Origin of the sequence: uncultured Corynebacterium sp. (assembly GCF_902489365.1) — a bacterium.
Taxonomy (GTDB): Bacteria; Actinomycetota; Actinomycetes; order Mycobacteriales; family Mycobacteriaceae; genus Corynebacterium.
This window is the reverse complement of record NZ_CABTZR010000064.1, coordinates 1-12,273: the sequence shown is the minus strand read 5'-3', so window position 1 is coordinate 12,273 and position 12,273 is coordinate 1. Positions and strand designations below refer to the sequence as shown.

The following is a 12,273-nucleotide window of genomic DNA, read 5'->3' as shown; positions in this document are numbered from 1 at the left end:
GGCCTGCTCTTCAACGACCTGGTCAAGGAAGGCAAGATCAAGGCCCCGATCGTCATCGGCCGCGACCACCTGGACTCCGGTTCCGTGGCTTCCCCGTACCGCGAGACCGAGGCCATGCTCGATGGCACCGATGCCGTGGCCGACTGGCCGCTGCTCAACGCCATGACCGCTGTTTCCTCCGGTGCCACGTGGGTATCCATCCACCACGGCGGCGGCGTGGGTATGGGCCGCTCCATCCACGCCGGCCAGGTCACCGTTGCGGACGGAACCGAGCTGGCGGCCGCCAAGCTGCGCGCGGTGCTGACCAACGACCCGGGCATGGGCGTTATCCGCCACGTGGATTCCGGTTACACTCGCGCCAAGGAAGTCGCCGACGAACGCGGCGTGCGTATCCCGATGGAATTCAAGGCCCGCGACTAGACACGAGAGGAAAAGAAGATCATGTCCACCCTGTTTACTGGAATCTCAGAGCTGCGCACGGTGTCGGAGGCAGGCACGCTTGCCGACGCCTCCCTCATCGCCAACACCGACGGCACCATCGCCTGGATCGGCTCTGCCTCCGAGGCCCCGGCCGCGGATGAGAAGGTTGATCTTGGCGGGCGCGCAGTTCTGCCGGGCTGGGTGGATTCCCATACCCACATGATCTTCGACGGCGACCGCTCCGCTGAGTTCGAGGCCCGCATGGCGGGCGAGTCCTACCAGGCCGGTGGCATCGCCGTGACTATGGATGCCACCCGCTCGGCGGGGGAGGGGCGCCTGGAAAAGCTTCTGGTGGAGCGCATCGCTGCCGCCCGCCGCGGCGGAACGACGACTTTGGAGACGAAGACCGGTTACGGCCTTAATACTGAATCCGAGGTGGAGGCCGCTAAGGTGGCCGCCCGCCACATCGATGACGTCACCTTCCTCGGTGCGCACCTCGTGCCGCCGGGAGCAGAGGCCGAGACCTACCTCGATGAAGTGGTCGGCCCCATGCTCGATGGGGTGGCCGAGCACGTGCAGTGGATCGACGTCTTCTGTGAGCGTGGCGCCTTCAACGAGGAGCAGTCGCGCCGCGTGCTGGAGGCAGGCAAGGCCCGCGGGTTGGGCGTGCGCGTGCACGGCAACCAGCTCGGGGAGGGCCCAGGCGTAGCACTCGCCGTGGAGTTGGGTGCTGCCTCCGTGGACCACGTCAATTACCTCAGCGATGCCGATGTTGAGGCGCTGGCGTCTTCCGATACGGTGGCCACGTTGTTGCCGGCTTGTGATCTGTCCACGCGGGAGCCGCTGGCACCGGGGCGCAAGCTTATTGATGCCGGCGCGACCGTCGCCATCGCCTCCAACCTCAACCCCGGCACCTCGTATACCTCCTCGATGAACTTCTGCGTGACCACGGCTGTGCTTCAGCAGCACCTCACGCTCGATGAGGCGATTGCCGCCGGCACGCTGGGTGGTGCCACCGCGCTGCGCCGCCAGAATGTAGGCGAGGGCAAGGATGCGCAAGGCCGCCCGGCCAAGGGCTCGCTGGTGGTCGGTGCTGCTGCTGACCTGCACGTGCTTGATACCCCGAGCGCTATCCACCTGGCTTACCGCCCGGGCATGCCGATGACCTGGAAGACCTTCGTGGGTGGCCGTGAAGTCTAGAACGTAAAGTCTTGCACTCTAGAGTGCAAGAATTTGTAGTCTGCGGTATTCTGCAGGCATGATGTGGACGGTTGATGAGCTCGAGGATTACCTCGAGCACTGTCGCCTTTTGCAGTCGGATACTACGACCGTGGAGGTAAAGTCGGGACGCGGAGGAATGCCGCAGTCCCTCGGGGCTACTCTGTGTGCCTTCGCCAACATGCCGCGCGGTGGCACCGTCATTATCGGAGTGGCGGAACCCGACTTTGCGGTGCACGGCGTGGACGATCCCGGCGCCATCGAAAGCGCGCTGGCGGATCAGGCACGCACCCTAGTGGAACCCGCGCCCTTCGTTGAGACTCAGACCCTGTACGTCGAAGGGCGAGCTGTCGTGCTTGGACACGTCGAAGGCGTGCTGCCGCACCAGCGGCCGGCACTCTATCGGGGTCGGCCTTACCTGCGAATGGCGGATGGTGACTACGTCATGAGCGCCAATGACCTTCGCATGGTCGAGGTGGATAAGCTGCACGCTCGCGAGGCCATTGCCTATGACTCAGCACCGGTTCCCGGGTCAAACCTAGAAGTCTGTGATGCTTTGGTGCTTAAGGAGGCGGTGGCGGAGCTGCGCAGCGCCACCCCTCGTTTGCGGGGTGCGAGCGATGCCGAGCTGCTGGAGCTATTCCGCGTGGTTGATTCCCAAGGGCAGCTGAGTGTGGCAGGTTTGTACGCTCTGGGGCGCTTTCCGCAGGGATTCTTTCCCGACCTGCATATTTCTGCGGCCGTGCAATACCCAGCGGGGGAAGAAGGACCGCGTACCCGGAATCTGGAGGAATTCTACGGCCCTGTGCCGGATCTGGTGGATGGAGCCGTGGCGTGGGTGCACAGGAATATCGACACTGACTTGGTCTATGGCACAGATGGCCACCTGCGCGAGGTTCCAGAACTACCGCTGGAGGCTGTTCGTGAAGTCATTGCTAATGCCGTGGTCCACCGCGACCTTGGCCCAGAAAGCTTAGGCGCCGGCAAATTTGTCACTGTCCGGCTGACCCGCCAAGCACTGATTGTGACCAGCCCCGGTGGATTGCGGGGCATCTCCGTGGAAGAGCTCAGGGGAAAGATGCTGTCACCCGTCGCTGTGAACCCGCGCCTATACACATTGAGCACGAAGCTGCGGCTTGAGGACGGCGAGCGTGTCATTGAGGGCCAGGGCGGAGGAATGCGGGTGGTTTTTGAATCGCTTCGGAAAGCTGGATTGCGTCCGCCCACCCTCATCGACACTGGTGTGCGCTTCACCGTGATCCTCTGGAGGGCGGGGCGAGGCGATGACGAACATGACGCGGCACCGCACGGCGCTAACGCTTCCTCTCTGTCTGCTCCGGAGCCTGCGAGCATAGGCAGTGAGGGCAGTGTGGTGGAAGACGGGCTCGTCGCCAAGCTTGGCGGAAACCCCGCACTTGTGCTTGCTGCGTTGCGCCGGAAGGGCGAGCTCTCGCTCGTGGACATCGTAAACAGTACGCAGCTCACCCGCGGCCAGGTGCGTTACGCGCTGGGCAAGCTTATCGAGTCTGGGCACGTCATCATGCGCGGCAAACACGGTGACCGCGCCACGCGTTACGCTGCGAAGGAGTAGCCCGTAGTGGAAAAGCTCGGGTAATTCTTCGGGGCGAAATAGCTAATTGGATGTTGGTACCGTACTCTGGTGTGAGCAATGAGCATTACCGATAACGCCACCGGCGGCGTCAACGAGCCGGAAGAATTCAATAAGTCGGAATCTCAGGAAAACTCGCAAGGTGGCGAAGCATTGGACGCTTCGCAGGTGTCGAACCAGGACACCGGGGCTGCGAATAACCCTGAGGACACCGGCGCTGAAGAAACTTCAGCCAACGACAACTCCCAGGGTTTTGCACACCTCGGCCTTCCCGATGACGTTCAGGAAGCCGTGTCCAAGGTGGGCTTTACCAAGCCATCCCCGATTCAGGAAGAAACCATCCCGATCCTCATGGAGGGCCGCGACGTTGTCGGCTTGGCCCAGACGGGTACGGGTAAGACCGCGGCCTTCGCGCTGCCGGTTCTCTCCCAGATCGATACCGAGGCCCGCTACCCGCAGGCTTTGGTCCTCGCGCCCACTCGCGAGCTGGCCCTCCAGGTAGCGGACTCTTTCCAGTCCTTCGCGGACCACTTGGGCCGCATCGAGGTCCTGCCGATTTACGGTGGCCAGGCTTATGGCATCCAGCTGTCCGGTCTGCGCCGTGGCGCCCAGATCATCGTGGGCACCCCGGGTCGTGTCATCGACCACCTGGAGAAGGGTTCCCTGGACATCTCCCAGTTGCGCTTCCTCGTCCTCGATGAGGCGGACGAGATGCTCAACATGGGCTTCCAGGAAGACGTTGAGCGCATTCTTGAGGACACCCCGGAAGACAAGCAGGTCGCACTCTTCTCGGCCACCATGCCGAACTCGATTCGCCGCCTGTCCAAGCAGTACCTCAACAACCCTGCCGAAATCACGGTGAAGTCGGAGCGCCGCACCAACGACAACATCACGCAGCGCTTCCTGCTGACCCCGCACCGCCACAAGATGGATGCCTTCACCCGCATCCTCGAGGTCATTGACTACGACGCCATCATCGTCTTCTGCCGCACCAAGCACGCGACCGAGGACGTGGCCGATAGCCTCAAGGAGGCTGGCTACAACGCTGCTGCCATCAATGGTGATATTGCCCAGCAGCAGCGTGAGCGCACCGTCGATCAGCTTAAGGATGGCCGCCTCGACATCCTGGTGGCGACCGACGTTGCCGCGCGCGGTCTCGACGTGGACCGCATTACCCACGTGGTCAACTACGACATCCCGAATGACACCGAGTCCTACGTGCACCGCATCGGCCGTACCGGCCGTGCTGGCCGCACTGGTGAGGCCATCCTGTTCGTCACCCCGCGTGAGCGTCGTATGCTGCGCTCCATCGAGCGCGTGACCAACGCCCGCTTGGAGGAGATGGACCTTCCGACCGCGGATGAGGTCAACGCCAAGCGCAAGGAGAAGTTCTTCGCTTCCATCGGCGCTTCGCAGGAGGACAAGCAGTTCGAGTTCTTCCGCGACATGGTGCGCGAGTACTCCGCGGCTGAGAACGTGGCGATGGATGATATCGCTGCCGCCCTGGCCGTGCAGCTGCAGGGCGGGACGGACTTCCTGCTCAAGGAGCGTCCGGTGACCAAGAAGGACCGTCGCGAGCGCGATCGCTTCGAGCGCGACGGCCGCGGGCGTGACCGTGGTCGTGAACGCGGCGGCCGTGACCGCGGCCCGCGCCGCCCGGATGGGGACTTTGAGACGTACCGGCTGGACGTCGGCAAGCGTCAGAACGTGCGCCCGGGTGCGATCGTGGGCGCGCTGGCCAATGAAGGTGGCCTGTCCTCTAAGGACTTCGGCCGCATTACCATCGCGGTGGGCCACACCTTGGTGGACCTGCCGAAGAACCTGGACCCGGCAGTGCTGGACCGTCTGAAGGACACCCGCATTTCCGGTCAGCTGATCAAGATTCAGAAGGATACCGGCCGCCCTCCGCGCCGGAACTTCGATGATGACCGTGGACGCGGCGGCTACGGTGGACGTGGCCGTGGTGGACGCGGTGAGCGCGGCGGATACCGCGACCGTGACCGCGGTGGACGTGGCCGCGACCGTGGCGGGCGCCGCGGCGGCTGGCGCGACTAGTCTCCGCCAGGCACCGCAGCGGCCTTAACGCTGCACGAGAAAACCTCCCAAACTCTCATTGAGGGCTTGGGAGGTTTTGCTATTGAGGGCTAAACCGGAAAGTTTAGACGTACATCAGGATGGCGCACACAACCCACAGCAGGTTGAAGATGCCGGAGAACATAGCCAGCTGCTTCTTCAGTTTGGCCACATCGGCGCTGCCCGGGCTAGCAATGGCAGCCATGGCCTTGTTCTGCTTCGGGATAACTACGACGAGCAGAATTACCCAAGCGATGACGGAGAGCAGAAGGGCAATGTGGAACTGGACCTGGGACTTGTAGGCATCCAGGTCAGTAAGGAAGACAGCCAGACCGATGACCGGAACAATGGCGGAAATATAGCCATAGGTCGAGGTGATCTTGTTGAGGATGCCGGCTGCACCAGCGGCCGAAGCATCACCAGCGCCAGCCTTTGCCAGCTGTGCTGGGAAGGCGGAGGTGGAGATACATACGGTACCGACCAACAAGATAGCGGCGAAGGCGTGGAGGAAAATGAGCAAGCTAGTCATGGGGAGTGCGCTTTACCTTTCTATACGGGGCTTTTCCCAGCGAAAGTCTAACGGTGCTGTGAGATGAAATCGAATCGGCACTGGTGGCGCATGACCGCATAATCGCGGGCAGGCAGCGGTAGTTGGTACTTGCGGGCCACAGCGGCAAGGCGCTGCGAATAGTCGCAACGATCAGTCGGTGGGAGCCAGTCCGCCGGCAAGGAATCGGACTTGGCTTGGTTCAAATTGCGGGCGGTAGCGACGAGGTTGAGCGGATCATTGGCGAAGGCCATTTTCTTATCACGCGGCCAGGCTGACGCGCCGAGATCCCAAGCGGCGGAGAGCGGAAAGACGTGGTCGACTTCCACGCGCTGCGGCGCGGGCGCGCGGGCATAAGGATCGTAGAGAGTGCCGTCGATGGTCTGCGCGGCTTTGACATTATCGCGGGTTCCGGGAGTCCAGCCGCCGAAGTCATCGCGGTCGTAGCCAGGGGCCTCCACGCGCGCAGGCACGGTAGTCACACCCAGGTCGGGGCCGGGGATGAGGTGGTAGCCGCCGTAGGCCAGCGTGGCTATGGAGAGGAAACCGATATAGGCCGCGCGCAGGTTCATGCAGTTTTAGACTGTGCGGCGGGACGTGGGGTTCCCACAGAGGCGGGAAGTTTGTGAGTACACAGACTGGCCAGCTGAGGCGGCCACAAGGCGAAACCCCGCCGCCCAGCAGTGTCGTGCAGTGCTGGGAGCGGGGTTCGGGAAGAAGAGGATAGGGCGAAGGCTACTTCTGAACCTTCTCTGCGGCCTCCTCGAAGTCCAAGTCATCGTTCTTCTCAACGAGCTTGGCCAAGCGGGTAGCCTCCTCGAACTCCTGGGTGACCTTCTCATCCGGGGCCTTGGTGGCCAGGGAAACGCCGACAGCCACGAGTAGAGCGGAGATGAAGCCCGGAACCAGCTCGTAGAGGGTATCGCCCAGCGGGCTCATGCCCCAGCCGATGGCCACGATCGCACCGGTGAGCATGCCGGCGATAGCGCCGGTGGAGTTGAGGCGCTTCCAGTACAGCGACAGCAGGACGATTGGGCCGAAGGCGGAGCCGAAGCCAGCCCAGGCGAAGCCGACCAGACCCAGGATCGAATCCGACGGGTTGATAGCCAGCACAGCAGCGACGATGGCGATGGCCACGACGGCGGTACGGGAGAGGTTGATCAGAACCTCCTGGCGTGGCTTCTTCTTAGCGAAGATGAGGTAGAGGTCCTCGATGAGGGAGGTGGAGACAACCAGCATCTGGGAGGACATCGTGGACATGATGGCTGCGAGAACAGCGGTCAGAACCAGACCAGCAAACAGCGGGTGGAACATGACCTGAGCCATGTCCAGGAAGATGGTCTCGTAGTTCTCCTGGTCAGTAATGGAGTGGTTGGTCTCAGTGAAAAAGACCGTGCCGGAGAGCGCCACAAAGATGGCTCCGATCAGGGAGATGCCCATCCAGCTCACGCCGTAGAAGCGGCCCGCGCGGGCATCGGAAGGCTTGCGCAGGGCCATGAAGCGCACGATGATGTGCGGCTGGCCAAAGTAACCCAGGCCCCAGGCCAGGTTGCCGATGATGACGGCAGCGGAGACGCCGGAGAACAGGGAGAAGTAATTGGGGTTCTCAATCACGCCACCGGTGGCGTAGGGGTTCTCAGCGGCGAAGCTGAAGATCTCACCCGGGTTATCCAAGGAGAAGAGCACCATGATCGGCACGATGATGAGGGAGGCGAACATCAGCAGGCCTTGAACGGTATCGGTGTAGGACACCGCCAGGAAGCCACCGACGAAGGTGTAGAAGACCGTCACGGCTGCCACGACGAGCATGCCGACCATGTAGTCGCCGCCGAAGCTGGACTCGAAGTAACGGCCGCCGGCCACCATGCCGGAGGAGACGTAGAAGGTGAAGAAGAAGATAATGATGGCCGCCGCGATGATGCGCAGCAGGCGCGACTTATCGTGCAGGCGGTTTTCAAAGAAGGAGGGCACGGTAATGGAGTTGCCGGCAATTTCGGAGTAGGAGCGCAGACGCGGCGCGACCCACTTCCAGTTGGCCCAAGCACCGATGAGGAGGCCGATGGCCATCCACAGCTCGGACATACCGGTCAGGAACAAAGCGCCCGGCAGGCCCATGAGCAGCCAGCCAGACATATCGGAGGCGCCGGCGGACAGGGCGGCGACAAACGGGTGGAGGCCGCGGCCGGCGAGAACGTAGTCGTCGTACTCATCCGTCTGCTTGTAGCTCCAGAAGCCGATAGCGGCCATGGCAAGCAGGTAGATGATCATCGCAACGACATACCAAGTGGAGTCTTGCACTGATCTCTCCTTGAGATTGAGATTAAAAAATAGGACCTAACCACGCTAACGAGGCACAAGCTCCTACCCAACTGAAAATTGGCTGGTTGACCAGTATTTGGTTACCTTGGTCACAGCTTATTGTACGGTCTTACTGGCGTTACGTCGTTATGTAACGAGACTATAACGATTGTCTATTTAGGCAGGATTCGGGAACTTTCTGCGACCCCGTCGCCCAAAAGGCATCCTGCTAAACTGGCCCCTATGGCTTCTTACCTGCTGCATGGCCTCTGGCTGCCCGTCTCCGGCCTGAGTCTATGGATCGAACAGGTCGAAGGGCACAAGATCATCATGCCCTCAGCAGTCCCGGAGGGAACCTTTCCGGATACGGTCGATAGCATCCTGAGCAAGAAGACCTTCCGCAACCGAGCGCGAGTCTCGCTGCGCACACCGAAGGGCAAGGACGTCTCCCTCATGGTTCCCATGGCCATGTTCGCCCCGGATGAAGCGGTAGAAACATTGGCCAAGCTGGAATACCTCGACACCGATAGCCAAGCGGCCACCCCGGAGCAGCGCGCGACCATCGCGCCAGATCTCCTGTGGCTCATCCGCGCCTACCGCGGGCTTTACCGTTTTGTACGCGCCGGCCGCGTGACCATCCGCCTGTCCTACCAAGCCGGCGAGTGGTACCCGATGTGGCAGCTGGCTTCCGGCTTGGGGGAGCGTAGCTGGCTGGCGGAAATGCTAGCCTCCGCGCCCGGCATCCTCTCCATTAATAACCGGGCTCTCTCTGATGATTTGGCGGATGAGCTCACGCACTGGATTGCCTATACCCAGCTGCGCCCGCAGATCGACGCCCCGCGCGCCGCGCCGTGGCATGACTTCGCCCAGGCGCTGTTGAGAACTTCGCCCGTGAAGAAGGGGCGCGCGCAGCTGCTGCGCGGACTCAACGAGTGGAAGGATTCCATTACTTCCGTCGACCTCCAGCTCGTGTTCCTCGTGGAGGAGCCGCCAAATGACACTGTCTCCGTTGAGGATGCAGCGTGGCCCATCCGCCTGCTGGTGCGCTCCGGTACGGACTCGCCCCTGCCGGTGCGGCAGGAGCAGTTGGACCGGGGGAGCGTCGAGAAGCTGCGTGAAGCCCGCCGCCATGCTTTTGATGTGGCTCCGCGGCTGAAGTACTACTCCGCACCGGCGAGCCGGAATTCGGGTGACTGGGACGTCTACCTGACCACGGAACAGCTCGTGGATTTTGTCACCCACGACGCCGCCGCCCTGCGCAAAGCCGGCTTTACCGTGCTGCTGCCCAAGTCCTGGTCCCACATGGAGACCAAGGCCAAGTTGGAAACCACGGAGGTGCGCGATCCAGCTGATGCCGCCACCAAGGCGCACATCGGCATGGAGAAGTTGTTCAGCTATGACTGGAAGCTCTCGGTGGGTGATACACAACTGACCGACGCCGAAATGCAAGAGCTCATCTCTTCCAAGTCCGGCCTGATTCGCCTGCGCGGCGAGTGGGTCATGGCGGATACCCAGGCCCTGAACAAGATCTCGCAGTATATGCGCGAGTTGGCCGATACCGCCCGCAAGCGCGCCCTAAAGGAGCTCGAGCAGCTCGCCGCGACCGCCGAGATGGCCCGCCAGCTGGAACAACCCGGCTGGGAAGAACTCGTGGCCGAGGTGGAGCGCCGCCGCAAGGAATTCAACGAGGGCGAGCAAGAAGAAGCGGTAACGCTTGCGGACCTGCGCGAGATGGCCTTGAAATCCATGGCGGAGGACCCCGTCGCTTTCACCGGCTCCGAGTGGCACACGTCGTTGCTCGGCGGGCTAGATAGTACTGCGCCCGACCGCGTGGAGATCCCCGATACGGTCCATGCCGAGCTGCGTGAGTACCAGCGCCGGGGCGTCGACTGGCTGTATTGGATGTCCCGCAACAATATCGGCGCGGTGCTGGCAGATGATATGGGTTTGGGCAAGACACTACAGCTGTTGTCCCTGCTGGCGGTAGAAAAGGCCGCCCATGAGACTGAGGGGGAAGCGGAGGCGTGGAAACCCACCCTGGTGGTTGCCCCGACCTCCGTGGTGGGCAACTGGGCTAGGGAAGCCACGCGCTTCGTGCCCGACTTTAAGGTCATGGTGCAACACGGCACCGGGCGCCTGAAGGGCGAAGAGCTGGTCACGGCGGCGCAGAACGCCGATATCGTCATCACTTCCTATGGCACGGTCAGCCGTGACTTCCTGACCTTGAGCAAGGTGGAGTGGGATCGCGTGGTCCTCGATGAAGCCCAAGCGATCAAGAACGCCTCCACGCGCTCCTCCAAGGCCGTGCGCGCCATCCCCTCGCGGCACCGCGTGGCGCTGACCGGTACGCCGATTGAGAACCGGCTGTCGGAAATGCGCTCCATCCTGGACTATTGCAACCCCGGGATCCTGGGCTCTGCTTCCTTCTTCCGCAACCACTTTGCCAAGGCCATCGAGCGCGAGGGCAGCGATGTCATGGCGGAGCGCCTGCGCTTGCTCACCGGCCCGTTCATCCTGCGCCGCCTCAAGACGGATCCGAATATCATCGATGACCTACCAGAGAAATCCGAGCAGATCATCACCGTGCGCATGACCGATGAGCAGGCCGCCCTCTACAAGGCCCTCGTCAATGACGTGGAGCAGGCCCTGGCAAAGAAGAAGGAGGGCATCTCGCGCCGCGGCCTCATCTTGGCATCGCTGACCCGCATCAAGCAGATTTGCAACCACCCAGCGCACTTCTTGGCCGATGGCAGCCCCGTGACCATCAAAGGCAAGCACCGCTCCGGCAAGGTGGAAGAGCTCATGCGGATCATCGACCAGGCCATCGAATCCTCGGAGCGCGTGCTGATCTTCACCCAGTACAAGGCCTTCGGTGACGTCCTCCAGCCTTACCTCTCTGAGCAGCTGGGCTGCGAGATTCCCTTCTTGCACGGTGGGGTGAGCAAGAACCGGCGCGACCAGATGGTCGAAGAATTCCAAGCCGAGGATGGCGCGCCCGTCATGCTGCTCTCGCTCAAAGCGGGCGGTACAGGCTTGAACCTCACGGCGGCGTCGATCGTCGTGCACATGGACCGCTGGTGGAACCCGGCGGTGGAAAACCAAGCCACGGACCGCGCCTTCCGCATCGGCCAGCAGCGCAACGTGCAGGTGTACAAGATGATTACCGCCGGTACCTTGGAGGAATCCATCCAGGACATCCTCGACGGCAAGACGCAGCTGGCCGGTGCCGTCGTGGGCGAAGGCGAGGGCTGGCTCACCGAACTGAGTCCCGAGCAGCTGGCGGATCTCATGAGCTATAGGGGACAGGAGAAGTAAATGGCACCGAAGAGACCTGAGGACGACAACGTCATCTACGCCAACTTTGGCACCCGCAAGCGCGTGAGCACGCCGGAGGAAGTCAACCGGGTCGACCGCGTGCGCACCATGCAGCCGGCGGCCACGCGCCTGCTCAACTTTGTCAACCAGCAAACGGATTCCGGCCGCATTCGCCGCGGGCGCCAGTACGCCACGGAGGGCCATGTCGTGGGCCTTGACGTGCGCAATGGCGCAGTGCACGGAAAGGTCGCGGGCTCCCAGAATGAGCCTTTCGCGGTGCTCATCCAGGTGCCCTACCGCAATAACGAGGACATCGGGCGGCTGTCGGAGATGTTCGCACGTACCCCCAATTCCGTAGCGAAGGCCAAGGAAGGCATGCTTGCCGACGCCTCCCTCGACATCCTCATCGCCGAGTACCCCGACGACCTCCGTTTCTCCTGCACCTGCCCCGACCCGGAGTACGTGTGCAAGCACGTCGTGGCGGTGGCAGACCGCCTTGCCGCGCGCATGGATGCTGACCCCGCCGTTATCTTTGCTTTGCGCGGCCTCGACGTCGCGCGCTTAGAGCAGGCGGTGATGGAACAAGCCAAGGCGGCCTCGGAGGATTCCTACTCCGCGAGCGGGGCCGCGGACCTCTCTCAGGAGGAGCGCAATGCCTTGTTCTGGGAGGGGCGCGAGTTGCCGCCGTTGCCGGAGCCGAAGACTGCTCCTGCGGTGGATGATTCCGACCCGGAATTGCTGCGCAAGGCCATGCGTTCCGTGAGCCATACGAACATAGATTTGCTTCGGGCGG

General features: G+C 62.5%; 8 protein-coding genes and 1 pseudogene. 6 read left to right on the top strand and 3 right to left on the bottom strand.

The window, feature by feature from the left end; translation table 11 throughout:
- From RDN59_RS09340 to RDN59_RS09325, 4 genes and pseudogenes are all read left to right on the top strand, one after another.
- A pseudogene (locus RDN59_RS09340) lies at nt 1-420 on the top strand (urocanate hydratase); the annotation flags it as partial.
- Nucleotides 421-441: 21 nt separating this feature from the next.
- Nucleotides 442-1,620: an imidazolonepropionase gene (gene hutI, locus RDN59_RS09335; RefSeq protein WP_308607599.1), complete on the top strand. Its 1,179-nt coding sequence runs from the start codon at nt 442-444 to the stop codon at nt 1,618-1,620.
- 58 nt (nt 1,621-1,678) lie between these two features.
- Nucleotides 1,679-3,229 carry an ATP-binding protein gene (locus tag RDN59_RS09330; RefSeq protein ID WP_308607598.1) on the top strand — a complete coding sequence of 517 codons (1,551 nt, stop codon included), beginning with the start codon at nt 1,679-1,681 and terminating at the stop codon, nt 3,227-3,229.
- A 78-nt stretch (nt 3,230-3,307) separates the two neighbouring features.
- On the top strand, nt 3,308-5,302 hold the full coding sequence (locus RDN59_RS09325) for a DEAD/DEAH box helicase (RefSeq protein WP_308607597.1): 1,995 nt from the start codon (nt 3,308-3,310) through the stop codon (nt 5,300-5,302).
- Nucleotides 5,303-5,405: 103 nt separating this feature from the next.
- Here the strand turns inward: RDN59_RS09325 and RDN59_RS09320 are convergent, their stop codons facing one another.
- From RDN59_RS09320 to putP, 3 genes are all read right to left on the bottom strand, one after another.
- Entirely contained in the window at nt 5,406-5,849 is a 444-nt protein-coding gene (locus tag RDN59_RS09320; RefSeq protein ID WP_070443704.1) for a DUF2269 domain-containing protein, read from the bottom strand.
- A gap of 47 nt (nt 5,850-5,896) precedes the next feature.
- Nucleotides 5,897-6,439, bottom strand: coding sequence for an HNH endonuclease family protein (locus RDN59_RS09315; protein ID WP_308607596.1), 543 nt, complete (start codon nt 6,437-6,439; stop codon nt 5,897-5,899).
- 163 nt (nt 6,440-6,602) lie between these two features.
- Nucleotides 6,603-8,165: a sodium/proline symporter PutP gene (gene putP / locus RDN59_RS09310; protein WP_308607595.1), complete on the bottom strand. Its 1,563-nt coding sequence runs from the start codon at nt 8,163-8,165 to the stop codon at nt 6,603-6,605.
- 243 nt (nt 8,166-8,408) lie between these two features.
- On the opposite strand from putP, the gene RDN59_RS09305 reads away from it, so the two are divergent.
- Complete coding sequence (locus RDN59_RS09305; protein WP_308607594.1) at nt 8,409-11,480, top strand: DEAD/DEAH box helicase; 3,072 nt, start codon at nt 8,409-8,411, stop codon at nt 11,478-11,480.
- Nucleotides 11,481-12,273: hypothetical protein (locus RDN59_RS09300; protein ID WP_308607593.1), on the top strand; the 793-nt coding region annotated here is incomplete at its 3' end.